At 58.8% G+C, this 18,215-nt stretch carries 17 protein-coding genes; 10 read left to right on the forward strand and 7 right to left on the reverse strand.

The window, feature by feature from the left end; all coding sequences use genetic code 11:
* Positions 1 to 15: 15 nt before the first annotated feature.
* Positions 16 to 234 (forward strand): MbtH family protein, encoded by a 219-nt coding sequence (locus tag GVJ63_RS08600; protein ID WP_060681688.1) that lies wholly within the window; start codon positions 16 to 18, stop codon positions 232 to 234.
* Entirely contained in the window at positions 227 to 4,156 is a 3,930-nt protein-coding gene (locus GVJ63_RS08605; RefSeq protein WP_158132057.1) for an enterobactin synthase subunit F, read from the forward strand. The genes GVJ63_RS08600 and GVJ63_RS08605 overlap by 8 nt, the downstream gene beginning before the upstream one ends.
* A gap of 43 nt (positions 4,157 to 4,199) precedes the next feature.
* Here GVJ63_RS08605 and GVJ63_RS08610 read toward each other — a convergent pair whose 3' ends face one another.
* The 3 genes from GVJ63_RS08610 to fepD are packed head-to-tail and all read right to left on the reverse strand — an operon-like array spanning position 4,200 to position 6,954.
* Positions 4,200 to 4,991: an ATP-binding cassette domain-containing protein gene (locus tag GVJ63_RS08610; protein WP_010251825.1), complete on the reverse strand. Its 792-nt coding sequence runs from the start codon at positions 4,989 to 4,991 to the stop codon at positions 4,200 to 4,202.
* Positions 4,988 to 5,968, reverse strand: coding sequence for an iron-enterobactin ABC transporter permease (gene fepG / locus GVJ63_RS08615; protein ID WP_033769496.1), 981 nt, complete (start codon positions 5,966 to 5,968; stop codon positions 4,988 to 4,990). Before fepG ends, GVJ63_RS08610 begins: the two co-directional genes overlap by 4 nt.
* Positions 5,965 to 6,954 (reverse strand): Fe(3+)-siderophore ABC transporter permease, encoded by a 990-nt coding sequence (gene fepD / locus GVJ63_RS08620; RefSeq protein WP_072171285.1) that lies wholly within the window; start codon positions 6,952 to 6,954, stop codon positions 5,965 to 5,967. The genes fepG and fepD overlap by 4 nt, the downstream gene beginning before the upstream one ends.
* 145 nt (positions 6,955 to 7,099) lie before the next feature.
* Between fepD and entS the strand changes: the two genes are divergently transcribed.
* Positions 7,100 to 8,344, forward strand: a complete 1,245-nt coding sequence (gene entS, locus GVJ63_RS08625) for an enterobactin transporter EntS (RefSeq protein WP_033770868.1) — start codon at positions 7,100 to 7,102, stop codon at positions 8,342 to 8,344.
* On the opposite strand, the gene fepB is transcribed toward entS, so the two are convergent.
* Entirely contained in the window at positions 8,339 to 9,307 is a 969-nt protein-coding gene (fepB, locus tag GVJ63_RS08630; RefSeq protein ID WP_132499341.1) for a Fe2+-enterobactin ABC transporter substrate-binding protein, read from the reverse strand. The genes entS and fepB overlap by 6 nt on opposite strands.
* Before the next feature lie 177 nt (positions 9,308 to 9,484).
* Here fepB and GVJ63_RS08635 point away from each other — a divergent pair, with 177 nt between their 5' ends.
* From GVJ63_RS08635 to GVJ63_RS08655, 5 genes are read left to right on the forward strand one after another with little or no spacing between them, the layout of a single operon-like run.
* Positions 9,485 to 10,663: an isochorismate synthase gene (locus tag GVJ63_RS08635; protein ID WP_159226718.1), complete on the forward strand. Its 1,179-nt coding sequence runs from the start codon at positions 9,485 to 9,487 to the stop codon at positions 10,661 to 10,663.
* A gap of 10 nt (positions 10,664 to 10,673) precedes the next feature.
* Positions 10,674 to 12,290, forward strand: coding sequence for a (2,3-dihydroxybenzoyl)adenylate synthase (locus GVJ63_RS08640; protein ID WP_010672009.1), 1,617 nt, complete (start codon positions 10,674 to 10,676; stop codon positions 12,288 to 12,290).
* Positions 12,291 to 12,308: 18 nt separating this feature from the next.
* Positions 12,309 to 13,163 carry an isochorismatase family protein gene (locus GVJ63_RS08645; protein WP_010672010.1) on the forward strand — a complete coding sequence of 285 codons (855 nt, stop codon included), beginning with the start codon at positions 12,309 to 12,311 and terminating at the stop codon, positions 13,161 to 13,163.
* Positions 13,160 to 13,918 carry a 2,3-dihydro-2,3-dihydroxybenzoate dehydrogenase gene (gene dhbA, locus GVJ63_RS08650; RefSeq protein ID WP_159226719.1) on the forward strand — a complete coding sequence of 253 codons (759 nt, stop codon included), beginning with the start codon at positions 13,160 to 13,162 and terminating at the stop codon, positions 13,916 to 13,918. The genes GVJ63_RS08645 and dhbA overlap by 4 nt, the downstream gene beginning before the upstream one ends.
* A gap of 2 nt (positions 13,919 to 13,920) precedes the next feature.
* Positions 13,921 to 14,340, forward strand: coding sequence for a hotdog fold thioesterase (locus tag GVJ63_RS08655; RefSeq protein ID WP_029519501.1), 420 nt, complete (start codon positions 13,921 to 13,923; stop codon positions 14,338 to 14,340).
* Positions 14,341 to 14,412: 72 nt separating this feature from the next.
* Here GVJ63_RS08655 and cgtA read toward each other — a convergent pair whose 3' ends face one another.
* From cgtA to rplU, 3 genes are all read right to left on the reverse strand, one after another.
* Positions 14,413 to 15,585, reverse strand: coding sequence for an Obg family GTPase CgtA (gene cgtA / locus GVJ63_RS08660; RefSeq protein ID WP_003851092.1), 1,173 nt, complete (start codon positions 15,583 to 15,585; stop codon positions 14,413 to 14,415).
* Between the two features lie 242 nt (positions 15,586 to 15,827).
* Entirely contained in the window at positions 15,828 to 16,085 is a 258-nt protein-coding gene (gene rpmA, locus GVJ63_RS08665) for a 50S ribosomal protein L27 (protein ID WP_003851093.1), read from the reverse strand.
* Positions 16,086 to 16,100: 15 nt separating this feature from the next.
* Entirely contained in the window at positions 16,101 to 16,412 is a 312-nt protein-coding gene (gene rplU / locus GVJ63_RS08670; protein WP_008925416.1) for a 50S ribosomal protein L21, read from the reverse strand.
* Positions 16,413 to 16,669: 257 nt separating this feature from the next.
* Here rplU and ispB point away from each other — a divergent pair, with 257 nt between their 5' ends.
* The gene (ispB, locus tag GVJ63_RS08675) at positions 16,670 to 17,641 is read left to right on the forward strand and encodes an octaprenyl diphosphate synthase (protein WP_008925415.1); all 972 of its coding nucleotides are present in this window, start codon (positions 16,670 to 16,672) and stop codon (positions 17,639 to 17,641) included.
* Between the two features lie 237 nt (positions 17,642 to 17,878).
* A complete protein-coding gene (locus GVJ63_RS08680) occupies positions 17,879 to 18,163 on the forward strand; it encodes a helix-turn-helix transcriptional regulator (protein WP_022625265.1) in 285 nt (94 codons plus the stop codon).
* The last annotated feature ends 52 nt before the right edge of the window (positions 18,164 to 18,215 follow it).

The following is an 18,215-nucleotide window of genomic DNA, read 5'->3' on the forward strand; positions in this document are numbered from 1 at the left end:
GGACAGGAGACCGACATGCAACAACTTAACCCTTTCGACGATCCGCAACAGGATTGTCAGGTGCTGAAGAACGATCAGCAGCAGTACAGCTTATGGCCCGCCTTTTGTGCGATTCCGGCAGGATGGCAGCCGGTGTTTGGTCCCGGGCCACAGGCTGACTGTCTGAGCTGGCTGAATGAAAACTGGCACGATATCCGTCCGGTTATGACGCAGGACAGAGGCGAAAATGTCTGAGATCACCCTCAAGCCGCAGACAGAACAAAAAACGCTGCCGCTGGTGGCCGCTCAGCCCGGAATCTGGATCGCTGACCAGCTATCGCCCTATTCCAATGCTTACGCCGTGGCGCATTTTGTCGAACTGCGCGGTGCGCTGAACAGCGCGCTGTTATCACGGGCCATAATTGCTGGCATGCAGGAAGCGGACACACTGAATATGGCCTTTGGCGAGCTGGAGGGTGAACCGCTACAGTGGCCTGAACCCCAGGCTTTCCGCGAGCCTGAGGTGATCGATCTGCGCGACGCCGCCGATCCGGAGGCCGCAGCACGTGCGCTGATGCAGCAGGATATGACCGGCGATCTGCGGGTGCTGAGCGGCGCGCCGCTCTACCATCACAGCCTGTTTCGGCTGGATGAGGATCACTGGTACTGGTATCAGCGATACCATCATCTGGTGGTCGATGGTTTTAGTTTCACCGCCCTGACCCGCCGTATCGCCAATCTTTACAGCGCCTGGCAGCGCGGCGACACGCCGGAGCCAAGCCCGTTCGTGCCGTTCAGCGACGTCGTTGATGAATATCAGCGCTATCAGCTATCTTCGGGCTGGCAGCGCGATCGCCAGTTCTGGCTGGAGAAAGGCGCGCAGCTACCTGCGCCCGCCTCGTTGTCCGCTCTGCCGCTGGCCGGTGAGAGCGCCAGTACCGACCTGCTGCGCCACACGTTTGCCGTGGATCGCGACACTTTTCAGGCTTTGCTGACGCACACCGGGCAGCACAACCTCAGTGCTGCGGATACCGCCTTTGCGCTGGTGGCCTTATGGCTGGCGCGCCTCACCGGTCAGCATGCGTTCGCCGCCGGTTTCATCTTTATGCGCCGCATCGGCTCGGCCGCGCTCTGCGCCACCGGTCCGGTGATTAACGTGCTGCCAATGGCGGTGCATTACGATCCGGCACAGCCGCTGACGGCACTGGCCGGGCGTCTGGCGGCCGAAGTCAAAAAAATGCGTCGTCATCAGCGTTACGACGCTGAACAGGTGCAGCGCGATCTGGGTCGCTCCGGCGACAGCGATCCGCTCTATGGGCCGGTAATCAACCTGAAGATGTTTGATTACCAGCTCGATTTCGCTGGCATCAAAGGCATAACCCATCAGCTGGCGTCAGGACCGGTACGCGATCTGGAGATTGCTATCTACCTCAGCGAACAGGGCGACCTGACGCTGGAGTTACTCGCTAATGCACAGCGCTACAGCGACACAACGCTAAAGCAACACGCCAGCCGCTTTGGCCTGCTGCTTCAGCAGCTTGCCGTCCGGCCAGCCAGTGCCTGTGGCGAGCTGGATATGCTGATGCCGGAAGAGCATCAGCAGCTCGCGGCGATCAACCAGACTGCCGTAATGCTGCCTGCAGAAACCCTGAGCAGCCTGCTGCTCCGTCAGGCACAGCGTTCGCCGCGCGCTCCGGCACTGGCAGATGAGGGGCATCAGCTTGACTATCAACAGATGCAGCAGCAGGTCGCCGCGCTGGGGCAACAGTTGATTGCGCAGGGAGTGACGCCGGGTGATATCGTCGCCGTAGCGCTGCCGCGTTCGGTCTTTTTATCGCTGGCGCTGCAGGCGATCGTCAGCGTGGGGGCAACCTGGCTGCCGCTTGATACCGGCTACCCGGACGATCGGTTACAGATGATGCTGGAAGATGCCGCGCCGAAAACGCTGATCACCTGTCGTGAACTGGCCGAGCGGCTGGCGGCACTCTCACCCGTCGCGCCGCTGTTTTACGACGCGCTGTTAACACCCGTTGATAGCGTGCTGATGCAGGCCCCGCGTCCACAGGATGGCGCATACATCATCTATACCTCCGGCTCGACCGGTCGGCCAAAAGGGGTGCTGGTCAGTCATGAGGCGATCGTCAACCGTCTGTTATGGATGCAGGATCGCTATCCGCTCGGCAGCGATGATGTGGTGTTGCAGAAAACCCCGAGCAGCTTTGATGTTTCAGTATGGGAGTTCTTCTGGCCGCTTATCGTCGGCGCACGGCTGGTGATGGCTCCGCCCGATGCTCATCGCGACCCGGACGCGCTGCAGCAGCTGTTTGCCCGCTACCGCGTGACCACCACCCATTTTGTTCCGTCGATGCTGGCTGCTTTTGTCGCTTCGCTGCAGGAAGGTGACGCGATAGCGCGCTGCGCCACCCTGCGCCGGGTTTTCTGTAGCGGCGAAGCGCTGCCCGCAGAGTTATCGCGCCAGTGGCAGGCGCTGACCCGGGTGCCCTTGCATAATCTTTATGGCCCGACCGAAGCGGCGGTTGATGTCAGCTACTATCCGGCCTTTGGCCCGGAGCTGGCGGCCGTCGAAGGAGCCAGCGTGCCGATTGGCTTCCCGGTCTGGAACACCGGCTTACGGATTCTGGATGCGCGTCTGCAGCCGGTGCCACCGGGCGTGGCTGGCGATCTCTATCTGACCGGCGTGCAGCTGGCACATGGCTATCTTGATCGTCCCGACCTCACCGCCAGCCGGTTTGTCGCCGATCCGTGGGGTCACGGCTCCCGGATGTACCGCACTGGTGATGTGGCGCGCTGGCTGCCGGATGGTGCGGTGGAGTATCTGGGCCGCAGCGACGATCAGCTTAAAATTCGCGGACAGCGTATTGAGCTGAATGAGATCGACCACGCCATGGCTGCGCTACCTGGCATTGAGCAGGCCGTCACATATGCGGTGGTGCTGGGGAGCAATAGCGATCAGCAGGGCGATGCCCGCCAGCTGGTCGGCTATGTGGTGGCTGATGGCCCGATCGATACCGACGCAATGCGTCAGACTCTGGCCACACAGTTACCGGCGCATATGGTGCCGGTGGCGATTGTTCAGCTGGCGGCGTTACCGCTCAGCAGCAACGGTAAACTGGATCGCAAAGCGCTGCCGCTGCCGCAAAAGCAGGCAGCGCTGGCTGGTCGCGCGCCGCATCCCGGACTCGAAACGACACTGGCACAGGCGTTTGCCAGGCTGCTGGAGTGCGAACCGGTGAGCGCCCAGGATGATTTCTTCTCGCTGGGCGGCCACTCGCTGCTGGCGATGCGGCTGGCAGCACAGCTGCGCCGGACGCTAAATCAGCCGGTGTCAGTGGGCCAGATCATGGTGGCATCCACGGTAGAAAAGCTGGCGGCGCTGCTCAGCAGCGAGCCCGCGGATGTGGCTCGCGCCGGATTTGAAGCGGTATTACCCTTGCGACGCGGCACTGGCTCAACGCTGTTTTGCTTCCATCCCGCCTCCGGTTTTGCCTGGCAGTTCAGCGTGTTGCAGCGCTATCTGGATGCACGCTGGTCGCTACTCGGCATTCAGTCACCCGACATCACCAGCCCGCTGAACCAGGCGCAGCAACTTGACGCGGTGTGTGAGGCGCATCTGGCGACGGTGCGTCAGCAGCAGCCACAGGGGCCTTACTATTTCCTGGGCTACTCGCTGGGCGGCACGCTGGCGCAGGGTATCGCCGCGCGGCTGGAGGCCGAAGGTGAAACCGTTGCCTTCCTCGGACTGCTGGATACCTGGCCGCCGGAGACGCAGAACTGGGATGAACGGCGCGGTGAAAACGTGCTGGATCCGGCGGTGCTGGAAGAAGTTAATCGTGAGCGCGAGCAGTTTATCGCTGCGCAACGGCAGCAGGCCGGTGAAGGAATGGAGGCACTGTTTACCACCATTGAAGCCAACTACGCCAGTTCAGTGCGCCTGCTGGCAACAGCGCGCAGTGCCCGCTTCACCGGACACGCAACCCTGTTCCTGGCGGAACAGACGCAGCAGCCCGGTCAGGATGCGCGCCGCGCCTGGGCGCCCTATGTGGGCGAGCTGACTATCTGGCCGCTGGACTGTGCGCACGTCGAGATCATCTCACCGCGCATGTTCGAACAGATTGGGCCACGACTGCAGCAGTGCCTGGCGTCGCTGGATCCCTGAACCGTTCTGACTTTGCGCTTTCTTCGGGTGGAGAAAGCGCAGGTCAGCCTCTTCCCAGCGGCACAATCATCGGCGTACCGGCCACCGGATCGTTAATGATGATGCAGCGCAGGCCGTAGATCGCTTCTATCAGTTCCGGCGTAACGATCTCCGCCGGTTTCCCTTCGGCAATGATTTTCCCGTCTCGCATCGCAATCAGATGGCTGGCATAGCGGCACGCCTGATTGAGATCGTGCAGCACCACCACCAACGTACGACCATGCTGCTGATTGAGATCCTGCATTAATTCCAGCAACTCAATCTGATGGGCGATGTCGAGCCAGGTGGTCGGTTCATCCAGCAGCAACAGTGGCGTCTGCTGAGCCAGCACCATCGCAATCCATACCCGCTGCCGCTGGCCGCCAGAGAGCGTATCAACCTGCTGCTGCGCTAAGTCTGCCACGCCGGTAGCCTGCATTGCCTGCTGAACAGCCGTCTCATCGTCCTGTCGCCAGCGACCAAACAGCGACTGGTGCGGATAACGCCCGCGCGCGACCAGTTCGCTGACGCTGATGCCCGCTGGTGCATTCGAGCTTTGCGGTAGCAGACCCAGCCGACGCGCCACCTCTTTGGTAGCGTAGTGAGCAATCGCATTGCCATCCAGCAGCACCTGGCCTTTCAGGGGCGAGACCAGGCGGCTTAAGGTACGCAGCAGCGTCGACTTTCCACAGGCATTTGGGCCAATAATAACGGTCAGTTCACCGTCGGGGATCGCGACGGTGAGATTCTCCGCCACGATTTTTTTGTCATACCCCAGCGTCAGCGCGTCGCCCTGCAAACGTGTTTTCACTGTCATTGGCGTCGCGCCTCCCGTACCAGTAGAGCAATCAGATAGAGTCCTCCCAGGCTAACCGTGATGACGCCAACCGGCAGCTGATAAGGCAGGAAAAAGTGCTGCGCGGCGTAATCCGCGGCGGTTAACAGCAGCGCGCCGCACAAGGCAGCCAGCGGCAGCGCGCCTTTGATACCGCCACATAGCCGACGAGCAATCTGCGGTGCCAGCAGCGCAATAAAGGAGACAGGACCGACCAGCGCGGTAGAGGCGGCGGTGAGGATCACGCCCGTCAGCATCAGCAAAACGCGGCTGCGTTCAACCGGTACGCCCAGCGCGCAGGCGGTGTCGTCACCCATCTCCAGCAGACGCATGCGCCGGGCCAGCATGCTTGTCGCCAGCAGCGCCAGCAGCAGCACGGTAATCACCGGCGTCGTTTTCGCCCAGGTAATGCCGTTGAGTGAACCGGCGCTCCAGAGCCCGGCGCTCAGTGCCGCCTCCAGTGAGGCGCTGATAATCAGCCAGCTGTTCAGCGCCATCAGCAGCGCCCGCACGCTGATGCCCACAATGATCAGACGAAAGGTCTCCACGCCGTTGCGCCAGCTGAACAGCCAGACCACGCTCGCCGTGAGCAGTCCGCCAAGCAGTGCCGCCAGCGTCATGCCCTCCATGTTTTGCTGGAACAGCACCAGTGCCACCAGCACGCCGCTGTAAGCGCCGGTATTGAAACCCAGAATATCGGGGCTGCCCAGCGGGTTGCGCAGCAGCGACTGAAAAATTGCCCCGCTGACGCCCAGTGCCGCACCAATCAGCAGCGCCATCATGACACGCGGCAGTCGCCACTCCAGTACAATCAGCTGTATGTTACGCGCCGCCTCGCCGTTGATAAGGGCCCACAACTGGCTGGCGGAGATCGGTAAGGTGCCGCGCGTAATGCTCAGAAAGGTCAGCACCCCGCAGGCCACCAGCAGCATCAGCGCATTAATCATCACCCGTTTCATAGCTGCCCTCTTCCCGACTTGCGGCGCACCAGCACAATCAGCATCGGCGCGCCCAGTATGGCCGTGACAATCGACACGCGCAGTTCGCCCGGTACCAGCAGCCGTCCCAGAATATCGGCGGCCAGCAGCAAACAGGGGGTGATAAGAAGGGTTCCGGGCAGCATCCAGCGATGATCGTTACCCAGCAGCCAGCGGGCCAGATGTGGCGTCATTAAGCCGACAAACGCGATGGGGCCGACAGCGGCTGTCGCCGCCCCACTCAGCAGCGCAATAGCCAGTAATCCCACCAGCTGGGTACGCATCACCCGGGTACCCAGCGCGGTCGCCATATCACCGCCCATACTCAGGCTGTTGAGCGAACGCGCCAGCAGCAGCGCCAGCAGGCTCCCGGCGACTACCGCCGGAAAGGTGGTGCGCAGAATGGCAAAATTGCGGATATCCAGCGAGCCACTGTGCCAGAAACGCAGATGATCGTAGATGTCAGGATTGAGCAGCGATAAACCAGAGGTTAACCCCTCCAGCACTGCACCCAGCGCCACGCCTGCCAGCGTCAGACGCACCGGATTAACGCGGCCACCGCCCAGCGCACCGGTCAGCGCCACCAGCAGGGAGGCCAGCAGTGCGCCCGTAAAGGCAAAGCCAAGCCAGTCAGCGGGGGAATCGGCGCCAGACAGGGCGATGCCCAGCACCACCGCAAAGCCTGCACCGGCGTTGATACCGAGAATGCCGGGATCGGCCAGCGGATTGCGCGTCAGGCTCTGCATCAGCGCGCCCGCCAGACCTAAACTGATCCCGGCCAGCAGACCCGCCAGGGTGCGCGGCAGTCGGGCATCGCGCACGATGACACAATCGACGCGGTTACAGTCGCTGAATAAGGCCTGCGTGACATCATGAAAGGGGATAGATTTGGCACCCAGCATCAGGCTGAGCGCGAGAAGCAACAACAGCAGCATCCCTGAACCTGCTATTGCACGAAGTTGACGCATAACGTTTAAACCTTCACCGATTCATTGAGATCGCAGCACGAGTCATTATGATAATGATACTTGTTATCGTTATTAGTGATTTTTTGTATGTTACCATGACTCCCGGACTCAATGATGAGGAAAATGGGTGCAAAAAAGCGACGTTATGAACAAACCCTCCCACTTTATCGATCTCAGCCTGCTGAGAACCCACCCCGCCTTTCGCGCCATTTTTATCGCCCGCTTTATCTCCATCGTCGCCCTCGGCATGCTGGCGGTGGCGGTACCGGTTCAGATTCAGCAGCTAACGCAGTCGCCGCTGCTGGTGGGGCTGGCGGTGACGCTGGCCGGTGCCGGCATGTTTATCGGCCTGCTGACCGGCGGCGTGCTGGCGGATCGCTATGAGCGCCGACGTCTGATCCTGTTTGCCCGATCCACCTGTGGCCTGGGCTTTGTCGCCTTATGCATCAATGCCCTGCTCCCTTCGCCGTCGGTGATCGCCGTCTTTGTGCTGGGACTGTGGGATGGTTTTTTCGGCGCGATAGGCGTCACCGCGCTGCTGGCGGCGACGCCGGCGCTGGTCGGGCGTGAAAATCTGATGAAAGCAGGTGCGATTACCATGCTGACGGTGCGATTTGGCGCGATTCTCTCACCCGCCATTGCCGGACTGGTCATCGCGCAGGGCGGTGTGGCGTGGAACTATGGACTGGCGGCGTTCGGCACGTTGCTGACGGTGCTAACCCTGCTGCGGTTGCCGCGGCTGGCGCCACCGCCGCAGCCGCGTGAACATCCGCTGAAAGCACTGGCCAGCGGCGTGCAATTCCTGTTTGCCAGCCCGATTGTTGGCATGGCGGCGCTGGTCGGCGCGCTGGTGACGTTAGCCAGTGCGGTGCGCGTGCTCTATCCGGCGCTGGCGCCACACTGGCAGGTCGGCGTGACGGAGTTAGGGCTGATGTATGCCGCCGTTCCGCTGGGTGCTGCCACAGGTGCCCTCACCAGCGGACGGCTGGCACAGTCACCGCAGCCGGGCCGCCTGATTCTGGCGAGTGCTATTGCTGCTTTCGTCGCGCTGGCTCTGTTCAGCCTGATGCCGTGGTTCAGCGCGAGTCTGGTCTGCCTCGCGGTCTTTGGCTATTTCAGTGCCATCAACAGCCTGGTGCAGTACGCGATGATCCAGACGCTGACGCCTGATGCGCTGCTCGGCAGGATCAACAGCCTCTGGACAGCGCAGAATGTCACCGGCGATGCGATAGGTGCAGCGATGATTGGCGCGATGGGTTCACTGCTGTTGCCGCAGCAGGCTGCCAGCCTGGCTGGTCTGGCAGCCACCGTGCTGGGCATCATCATGTGGCTGCTGATGGCGCGTCTGCGTCGCTATCAACCGCCTGCACCGGCGGAAACGGGATCATGATTTAACGAACAGCGTCTCCAGCCGCGTCAGCAAATTGCTGGCGCTGTAGTAGTCGAGCCGGAAGCTATCCAGCCCCAGCGCATAGACTGCTTTTGCGCGCACCGCTGGGGTCTGCGCCAGGAAAGGGTTGCTCATCACCTGTGCGGCGGTGGGCTCTTCGGCGGCAAACAGCAGATATGATTGACCATTAAGGCCTGCCGCCAGATTTTCTCCTGACAGTTGCAGGATATCTTTACGCTGTCCCATGCTGTGACCAGACTGAAGAGTGGCCGGCGGCGTCGCCAGAGTGAAGCCCAGTTGCTGCAGTAATTTCCCCTGCGCCGACGCATCCGTCCACAGATTGACTGCCCGGCCATCCCCGTTCCACACCATCGCTGAAACCGGCTGCGGCGGCAGGGTCAGCTTCGCTTTCAGAGCCTTTTCTCGCGCATCAAACTCAGCTTTCCGGGCGGCAGCTTCCGCTTCATGCCCGGTCGCCTCACCCAGCAACGTCACCAGTTGCTGCCAGCTTTTATCGTCGTAATTCACCACCAGCACCGGCGCAATCGCCGCAAGCTGATCGACCAGTTTTATTGCCGAATCATTCCCGGTGGCGCTGACCACAATCAGGTCTGGCGCTTCAGCAGCAATCGCTTCTGCACTGGGCTCACCAATGTAGAGACGTTTTACGCCGCGCTGTTTGGCCACTTCGCCCCACTGACGGAAGAATCCCTGCTTATCAGCCAGCCGACTGCCGGGTGCAGTTGCGCCACTGGCGACGACCGGCGCATCAATCGCCAGCAGCGAGCCGGTCAGGGTAACGCTGGTCGAAACAATACGCATTGGTGCCTGGGTCAGTGTGATATTGCCTGTTGTCCCGGCGACAGTTCGCGGCCAGCCGGTCTGGGCAGCAGCGGTAACGCTGAACAGGCTGATGCTCAGGAAAAACAGCGCTATCGCCGATGTGACACCATGTTTACTCATAGATTTTCGTCCACTTTTACCCGGAAAAAGAGAGAGACCATTTGTGCTGATTTAACCGGCCATGCCAGCTGAATCGCCGCGTAATTATTGACACTTTCAGCTAATCAACGTAGGTTACTGGCCCACAATACAAATGATAATCATTATTAGTTATCTTATCATTTATAGGTGGAAATTATGGTGGAATCGCTGGCGTTTGAACATCCCTTGTTGCAGGATTTCCCGGCACTCTGCCGTGGCTTTCTGTTTACCTCTCCCTGGCAAAGCCTGACCACACAGGGCTGTTTTACTACCCTTACCGCGCCGGTAAGGCAGGGTGAGCAGCTGACAGGGGAGTTTCAGCAGCAACTACAGCACCATTTTGCTTCAGCCAGAAAACAGGGCATTGCCCATCCCATTCTGGTGGGTGCAGTCCCCTTCGACGTGGATCAGCCCGCTGCGCTGTTTATCCCTGAGTCGTATCAGACCTTTAACCGTGACGATCTCAACGCCAGTGCCTCTCTGGCTGAGGCTGAACTGCCGCAGGTGCGTCGCCGCACGGCGGTGCCGGACCATGACATTTTCATCGACATGGTTGCGCAGGCGGTGGCGGCTACGCAGCGCGGCGATCTGGATAAAGTGGTGTTGTCGCGGCTGATGGATATCGTGGCGGAACAACCGGTTGATACGGCCGCCCTGATGCAGCGCATCGTGGCGCAGAACCCTAACAGCTATCACTTCCATCTGCCGCTGCCCGATGGTGGCGCGCTGGTTGGCGCCAGCCCGGAACTGATGATTCGTAAGCAGGGCCGCCAGTTCAGCTCCTGTCCGCTGGCCGGTTCAGCGCCGCGTCATCGCGATCCGCAGCGTGACCAGGCCTCTGGCGACAGCCTGATGCACTCAGCAAAAGATCGTCATGAGCATAAGCTGGTCACGGATGCGATGCGCGCGACACTGCAGCCGCGCAGCCGCCTGCTGTCGGTCCCCGAGACACCTTCACTGCTGACCACTGCAACATTGTGGCATCTCGCTACGCAGATTCAGGGTGACGTGCTGGACGATCGCGAAAATGCGCTGTCACTGGCCTGTCTGCTGCATCCGACACCGGCCCTCAGCGGCTTCCCGCATCAGCGTGCTCAGGCGCTGATTCAGCGACTGGAGCCATTTGAACGTCAGCTGTTTGGCGGCATCGTCGGCTGGTGTGACGATCAGGGCAATGGCGAATGGGTCGTCACCATTCGCTGCGGTACGGTGAATGGCCCGCGGGTGCGGCTGTTTGCGGGCGCAGGCATCGTAGCGGACTCACAACCTGAATCAGAATGGCGTGAAACCGGCGTCAAACTCGACACCATGCTTCGCGCTTTTGGACTGCAATAAAGGAACCTGTATGACGATTTCCTACAGCCGCTGGCCGGACGATGTGGCCGCACGTTACCGTGAAAAAGGCTACTGGCTCGATCTGCCGATGACCGACATCCTGGAACGTCATCGCGACAGCGAGAGCGTGGCGGTGATTGATGGCGAACGACAATTTACCTATCGCCAGCTGGCGGCGCTGAGTGACAACCTGGCCGCGGCATTGCAGCGTCGCGGCCTGAAGTCAGGCGATACGGCGCTGGTGCAGCTTGGCAACGTGGCGGAATTTTACCTGACGCTGTTTGCCCTGTTCAAAATCGGCGTTGCCCCGGTTAACGCCCTGTTCAGCCATCAGCGCACTGAACTGGCCGCCTATGCCAGTCAGATCTCGCCGAGCCTGTTAATTGCCGATCGCAGCCACGCACTGTTCGCCGATGATGCGTTTATTGCGCAACTTCGCCGCGATCAGCGTTCACTACAACAGGTGATCCTGCGTAATGACGCTCAGACGGAAAACAGCCTCGACGCCCTGCTGGCTGAACCCGCGGGCAACTTCATCGCAACCCCGACCGCAGGCGATGAAGTCGCCTTTTTCCAGCTGTCGGGTGGCAGTACCGGTACACCGAAACTGATCCCACGTACCCATAATGATTACTACTACAGCATCCGTGAGAGTGACGTTATCTGCGATGTTACCGCCGACACCCGCTACCTGATCGCCCTGCCCGCCGCGCATAACTTCCCGATGAGTTCGCCGGGCGCGCTGGGCGTTTTTTACGCGGGCGGACAGGTGATCTTAGCCGCCGATCCCAGCGCAACGCTCTGCTTCCCGTTGATTGAAAAGCATCAGGTCACCGATACCGGCCTGGTTCCGCCCGCCGCCAGTCTCTGGCTGCAGGCGATTCAGGAATGGGGCAGCAATGCTGCGCTGGCCTCGCTGCAACGCATTCAGGTCGGTGGCGCAAAGCTGGGTGAAACACTGGCCGCGCGCATCCAGAACGAGATCGGCTGCACCCTGCAGCAGGTATTTGGTATGGCGGAAGGTCTGGTGAACTACACCCGACTGGATGACGATGAGCAGACCATTCTCACCACGCAGGGACGCCCGATCTCCCCGGATGACGAGGTGTGGGTCGCCGACGATCAGGGTAATCCATTGCCAGCAGGCTCCATCGGTCGCCTGATGACGCGTGGTCCTTATACCTTCCGCGGCTACTACAACAGCCCGGAACATAACGCCGCCAGCTTCGATGACCAGGGCTTTTACTGCTCTGGCGATCTGATTGAGATCACGCCTGCTGGCAACATCATCGTGCAGGGCCGGGAGAAAGATCAGATCAACCGGGGCGGCGAAAAGATCGCAGCCGAAGAGATCGAAAACCTGCTGCAGCGCCATGCGGATGTGATCCACGCTGCACTGGTCTCCATGAGCGACGAGCTGATGGGTGAAAAGAGCTGTGCCTTTATCGTCACCCGTCAGCCGGTTAAACCGGTGGCGCTGCGTCGTCACCTGCGTGAACTTGGCGTGGCAGAATTTAAGCTGCCTGACCGTATTACCTGCGTAGATGCCCTGCCGCTGACCGCCGTCGGAAAGGTGGACAAAAAACGTCTGCGCCAACAACTTGCCGATCAACAAGCGCAAGCCTGATCTGTCCGGAGATTTTCAATGGCTATTCCACAACTGACCTCTTATCCACTGCCAGCCGCCACCGAGTTGCCCAACAACAAAGTGAAATGGATGCTGGAGCCGGACCGTGCCGCCCTGCTGATCCACGATATGCAGCGCTATTTTCTCAACTTCTGGGGCGAAAATAGCCCGCTGGTTGAGCAGGTAGTCGACAATATTGCCCGCCTGCGTCGCTACTGCAAAGCGCAGGGTATTCCGGTGTTTTACACCGCTCAGCCAAACGCGCAGAGCGATGAGGATCGTGCGCTGCTCAACGACATGTGGGGACCGGGCCTGAATAAACATCCCGATCAGCAGAAGATCGTGGATGCGCTGGCACCGGATGAGGACGATCAGGTCCTGACCAAATGGCGCTACAGTGCATTTCACCGCTCGCCGCTGGAGTCGATACTGCAGGAGATGGGCCGCGATCAGCTGATTATCACCGGCGTCTATGCTCATATTGGCTGCCTGACTACGGCCACCGATGCGTTTATGCGCAATATTCAGCCGTTTATGGTGGCCGATGCGCTGGCTGATTTCAGCCGAGAGGAACATATGATGGCGCTGACCTACACTGCGGGCCGTAGCGGAAAAGTGGTGATGACCGCCGATCTGATGCCTGTGCCACTCAGCAAAGATGATCTGCGCGCGTTGATCCTGCCGCTGCTGGAAGATGATGAGGTGCCGGAAGATGATGAAAACCTGATTGATTACGGTCTGGACTCAGTACGCGTGATGGCGCTGGCGGCACGCTGGCGTCAGGTACATCGTGATATCGATTTCGTCAGCCTGGCGAAAAACCCGAGCATTGATGGCTGGTGGGCGCTGCTGGCGCGGGAGCCGGCGAAATGAGCCACACATTCGACTTCAGCGGTAAAATCGTCTGGGTAACCGGTGCCGGCCAGGGCATAGGCTATCATACTGCGTTAGCCTTTCATCAGGCTGGCGCACAGGTTGAGGCCTTTGATCAATGTTTCAAGGGCCATGATTACCCGTTTCCCTGCCACACGATGGATGTGGCCGATCCGGCGCAGGTCAAAACGATCTGCCAGCGCGTATTGGCCGTGCAACCGCGCATTGATGTGCTGGTCAACGCAGCCGGTATCTTACGGATTGGTGCCACCGATGAGCTGTCGTTTGCCGACTGGCAGGCGTGTCTTAACGTCAATGCAGGCGGCGCGTTTAATCTGTTCCAGCAGACATTGCCACGCTTTCGCGAACAGCGCGCCGGTGCCATCGTCACCGTCGCGTCTAATTCGGCTCATGCCCCGCGTATCGGCATGTCCGCTTATGGTGCTTCAAAAGCGGCGCTGCGCAGTCTCTGTCAGACCGTGGGTCTGGAGATGGCGCCCTATGGCGTCCGTTGCAACATCGTTTCACCGGGTTCCACCGACACCGATATGCAGCGCAGCCTGTGGCACACACCGACGGGTGAGCAGGAGATGATTGCCGGCTTCCCGGATCAGTTCAAGCTGGGTATCCCGCTGGGCAAGATCGCGCAGCCGCAGGAAATTGCAGCCACCGTATTGTTTCTCGCGTCGGATCTTGCCAGCCATGTGACGCTGCAGGATATTGTGGTTGATGGTGGCGCAACCCTGGGAGCCTGATAATGACAGCGATCTGGAAGCGATCCATTGATCTTCCCGCCCTGAATGCGCTGGGTGAGAACTCTCTGGTGGCCCATCTGGGTATCGTTTTTACCCTGATAGGTGATGATTATCTGGAAGCGACGATGCCGGTCGATGCCCGTACGCAACAGCCGTTCGGGCTGCTGCATGGCGGTGCGTCCGTGGTGCTGGCGGAGTCGATGGGCTCAATTGCCGGATATCTGGCGGTTGAGGAAGGCAGCAGCGTGGTTGGCGTAGAAGTGAATGCCAGCCATCATCGTGCGGTTTCTGCCGGTCTGGTGCGGGGAATTTGCCGTCCACTGCATCTGGGTAAACGCAGTCAGAGCTGGCAGATTGAGATTCGGAACGGTCGGGATCAGCTGTGCTGCAGTGCGCGACTGAGTGTGGCGGTGATGAGCTAGCTGCAGAAAGAACAATGCCCCCTTTCAGGCCTGAAAGGGGGCATTGCATATCACGCTGTAGCAGGCGATCGGTTAACGCTGATAGATAATTTCAACGCCTTCGTCGTCTTCATCATCCCAGTCGTCATCCCACTCTTCATCTTCCACTTCAACCGTGTTTTCAATGGTTTCTTTGTGGTAATCGTCCCACATGAACTCCACTTTCTCCGGCTGCTTCTCTTCAAGCTCCGCTTCTTTCGGATTAGCGTTGATGAAGCTCATCACGTCCCAGCAGAGTTCGTTGACACCGGTACGGCTTGCGGCAGAAATCAGGTAATACTTATCTTCCCAGCCCAGTGCTTCAGCCACCGCTTTAGCCCGTGACTGCGCTTCTTCTTCACTGATCAGATCAATTTTGTTGAAGACCAGCCAGCGTGGCTTGTTGAACAGCTTCTCGCTGTACTTTTCCAGCTCGCCGAGAATGATGCGGGCATTTTCAACCGGATCGCTTTCATCGATGGGGTCGATGTCGATCAGGTGCAGCAACACGCGGCAGCGCTCAAGGTGCTTCAGGAAGCGAATGCCGAGGCCTGCGCCATCGGCTGCGCCTTCAATCAGGCCAGGGATATCGGCCACGACGAAGCTCTGCTCGCTGTCCATACGAACCACGCCCAGGCTCGGCACCAGCGTGGTAAACGGATAGTCCGCCACTTTTGGCTTCGCTGCCGATACGGCACGGATAAAGGTCGATTTACCGGCATTCGGTAAGCCCAGCATCCCGACATCTGCCAGCAGCATCAGCTCCAGCTGCAGATCGCGCTTTTCACCTGGGGTACCCATGGTTTTCTGGCGCGGACTGCGGTTTACAGATGATTTAAAGCGGGTGTTACCCAGGCCATGCCAGCCGCCTTTGCCGACCATCAGTTTCTGGCCGTGACGCGTCATGTCGCCCAGTGTCTCGCCGGTACCCTGATCGATAACCCGGGTGCCGACCGGCACTTTAACTTCGATATCTTTACCGCGTTTGCCAGTACAGTCGCGGCTCTGGCCGTTCTGCCCACGCTCGGCGCGGAAAGATTTTTCGAAACGATAATCGATAAGGGTGTTGAGGTTTTCATCAGCGATCAGATAAACGTCACCGCCGTCACCGCCATCACCCCCATCAGGGCCGCCTCTCGGGATATATTTTTCGCGGCGGAAGCTTACGCAACCATTACCGCCATCACCGGCGACGACCAAAATTGTCGCTTCATCTACAAACTTCATTTTCTATCTCCGTCACACAATCGCCTGCAGCACTCTGCAGACGGGTCCGCCAGGGTCTTCTGCGCTGACCAGCGGCGGATAAATCAGGATTGGCTTTCGCCAGTGCGTACATAAAGTGTACAGCAAACTTTTGTGATGCGTCGCTTTTACCGCAACAGACCGCAGAATGTAAAAAGCCCCGCAGGAGCTGCGGGGCCTTCAATTCGTGCGTTCAGACGTTAAACGTCTGCGTCACGACAACCTTACTCAGCAACGATGCTGATGTATTTACGGTTGTTCGGACCTTTAACTTCGAACTGTACTTTACCGTCTGCGGTAGCAAACAGGGTGTGGTCACGACCACAACCTACATTGGTACCGGCGTGGAATTTGGTGCCACGCTGACGAACGATGATGCTACCTGCCAGAACAGATTCGCCACCGAAACGTTTTACACCCAGACGTTTTGCATTGGAGTCACGACCATTTCGAGTCGAACCACCAGCCTTTTTATGTGCCATTTGTCAGATCTCCTCTTATGCCGTGATACCAGTGATTTTCACATCAGTGAACCACTGGCGATGGCCTGCTTGCTTACGGTAGTGCTTACGACGACGAAACTTAACGATCTTAATTTTCTCGCCACGACCGTGAGCAACAACTTCTGCCTTGATCATTCCGCCTGAAACCAGTGGCGCGCCGATTTTCACGTCTTCGCCATTAGCAATCATCAGAACCTGGTCAAACTCAATCGTTTCACCGGTTGCGATGTCCAGCTTTTCCAGGCGAACGGTCTGACCTTCGCTTACTCGGTGTTGTTTACCACCACTTTGGAAAACCGCGTACATATAAAACTCCGCTTCTGCGCTTGCCTTTTAGTTCATCAGGCGGCGCGCTAAATATTCACAATAGGGCGCGAATTCTACGCAAAACTCCAGAAGAAGACAAGAGCACTTTGCACACTCTTGCAGAAAAAAAACACAGGCTGAATGCAACCGTTTCTCAGGCAGAAAATTCAAGTACAATCAGTAACAGATTACCTGAACGCTGGCTGGGTAAAAGCACTTACCATGGCAGAGATAACGAGTCATAGCTGAAAAGACGAATGAACTTAGAACAGATTAATGAATTAACCGCACAGGATATGGCTGCCGTTAACCAGACCATCCTCGACCAGCTGAATTCAGATGTCTCGCTCATCAACCAGTTGGGCTACTACATCATCAGTGGTGGGGGCAAGCGTATCCGTCCCATGATTGCCGTGCTATCCGCACGTGCCATGGGCTACAAGGGCGATCTGCACGTGACCAATGCGGCGCTGATCGAATTTATCCACACCGCCACGCTGCTGCATGACGATGTCGTGGATGAATCCGATATGCGTCGTGGCAAAGCGACCGCGAACGCGGCGTTTGGCAATGCGGCAAGCGTGCTGGTCGGTGATTTTATTTACACCCGCGCCTTCCAGATGATGACCAGCATGGGTTCGCTGCGTATCCTGGCGCTGATGTCAGAAGCGGTAAACGTGATTGCTGAGGGCGAAGTCCTGCAGCTGATGAACGTCAACGATCCCGACATCACCGAAGAGAGCTACATGCGCGTGATTTACAGCAAGACCGCGCGCCTGTTTGAAGCGGCCTCGCAGGCCTCGGCGATACTGGCTGAAGCCACACCTGAAGAGGAAAAAGCGCTACAGGATTATGGGCGCTATCTGGGCACCGCTTTCCAGTTAATTGACGACTTACTGGATTACAGTGCTGATGGCGAGACGCTGGGCAAAAATACCGGCGATGATCTGAGTGAAGGCAAACCCACGCTGCCACTGCTGCATGCTATGCAGCACGGCTCACCTGAGCAGGCGAAGATGATCCGTGAAGCCATTGAGCAGGGAAATGGCCGCCATCTGCTGGAACCGGTACTGGAAGCGATGAATCAGTGTGGTTCACTCGAATGGACGCGCAGCCGCGCCGAACAGGAAGCGGATAAAGCCATTGAAGCCTTGCGTATTCTGCCCGAATCGCCGTGGCGCAGTGCGCTGGAGTCGCTGGCGCACATGTCAGTTCAGCGCGATTTCTGATCCCTCACGGAGCCTGACAGGCTCCGTTTTACGTCCCCGCTCTCACTTCTTTTTGTTATCTCTTAGCTGTTGCACTCCTTTTGCATGCCACCCCACAGATCAGATGCTGGATCCAAATATTACTGGAAACTAATGGGAACTATTTGCTATAAAAACCTCAATCTTTCCAGATAACGGTAAAAAGGAAAGCTCACGTCCTGCTGGACGACGCAATGACAGGGAAAAGGAGAACAGGATATGCAAAAAAGGATGGAAGACTGGCACCCGGCTGACATTATCGCGGCGCTGCATAAGCGTGGAATGACACTCGCAGCGCTGTCACGCGCAGCAGGTCTCAGTTCATCAACGCTGGCTAATGCGCTCACGCGTCCATGGCCCAAGGGCGAATGGTTGATCGCTGACGCGATCAAGGTTCATCCTTGTGAGATCTGGCCCAGCCGCTATTACGATCCCGAGACCCACTGCCTGCTGGATCGCAGAAAACGTATCCGGGCGCCTGTCGATCATTCCGATACCGCCTGAAAACTCAGGCGATCCTCAGGCGAAAAAAAACCAGCCCCCAAAGGGGGCTGGC

The organism is Pantoea sp. 18059, from assembly GCF_902706165.1.
Classification (GTDB): Bacteria; Pseudomonadota; Gammaproteobacteria; order Enterobacterales; family Enterobacteriaceae; genus Pantoea; species Pantoea agglomerans.

What these genes read in the sequence shown, in the direction of transcription:
- GVJ63_RS08600 (WP_060681688.1), top strand. Translation starts at nt 16, where the DNA reads ATGCAACAACTTAACCCTTTCGACGATCCGCAACAGGATTGTCAGGTG.
- GVJ63_RS08605 (WP_158132057.1), top strand. Translation starts at nt 227, where the DNA reads ATGTCTGAGATCACCCTCAAGCCGCAGACAGAACAAAAAACGCTGCCG.
- GVJ63_RS08610 (WP_010251825.1), bottom strand. Translation starts at nt 4,991, where the DNA reads ATGACAGTGAAAACACGTTTGCAGGGCGACGCGCTGACGCTGGGGTAT.
- fepG (WP_033769496.1), bottom strand. Translation starts at nt 5,968, where the DNA reads ATGAAACGGGTGATGATTAATGCGCTGATGCTGCTGGTGGCCTGCGGG.
- fepD (WP_072171285.1), bottom strand. Translation starts at nt 6,954, where the DNA reads ATGCGTCAACTTCGTGCAATAGCAGGTTCAGGGATGCTGCTGTTGTTG.
- entS (WP_033770868.1), top strand. Translation starts at nt 7,100, where the DNA reads ATGAACAAACCCTCCCACTTTATCGATCTCAGCCTGCTGAGAACCCAC.
- fepB (WP_132499341.1), bottom strand. Translation starts at nt 9,307, where the DNA reads ATGAGTAAACATGGTGTCACATCGGCGATAGCGCTGTTTTTCCTGAGC.
- GVJ63_RS08635 (WP_159226718.1), top strand. Translation starts at nt 9,485, where the DNA reads ATGGTGGAATCGCTGGCGTTTGAACATCCCTTGTTGCAGGATTTCCCG.
- GVJ63_RS08640 (WP_010672009.1), top strand. Translation starts at nt 10,674, where the DNA reads ATGACGATTTCCTACAGCCGCTGGCCGGACGATGTGGCCGCACGTTAC.
- GVJ63_RS08645 (WP_010672010.1), top strand. Translation starts at nt 12,309, where the DNA reads ATGGCTATTCCACAACTGACCTCTTATCCACTGCCAGCCGCCACCGAG.
- dhbA (WP_159226719.1), top strand. Translation starts at nt 13,160, where the DNA reads ATGAGCCACACATTCGACTTCAGCGGTAAAATCGTCTGGGTAACCGGT.
- GVJ63_RS08655 (WP_029519501.1), top strand. Translation starts at nt 13,921, where the DNA reads ATGACAGCGATCTGGAAGCGATCCATTGATCTTCCCGCCCTGAATGCG.
- cgtA (WP_003851092.1), bottom strand. Translation starts at nt 15,585, where the DNA reads ATGAAGTTTGTAGATGAAGCGACAATTTTGGTCGTCGCCGGTGATGGC.
- rpmA (WP_003851093.1), bottom strand. Translation starts at nt 16,085, where the DNA reads ATGGCACATAAAAAGGCTGGTGGTTCGACTCGAAATGGTCGTGACTCC.
- rplU (WP_008925416.1), bottom strand. Translation starts at nt 16,412, where the DNA reads ATGTACGCGGTTTTCCAAAGTGGTGGTAAACAACACCGAGTAAGCGAA.
- ispB (WP_008925415.1), top strand. Translation starts at nt 16,670, where the DNA reads ATGAACTTAGAACAGATTAATGAATTAACCGCACAGGATATGGCTGCC.
- GVJ63_RS08680 (WP_022625265.1), top strand. Translation starts at nt 17,879, where the DNA reads ATGCAAAAAAGGATGGAAGACTGGCACCCGGCTGACATTATCGCGGCG.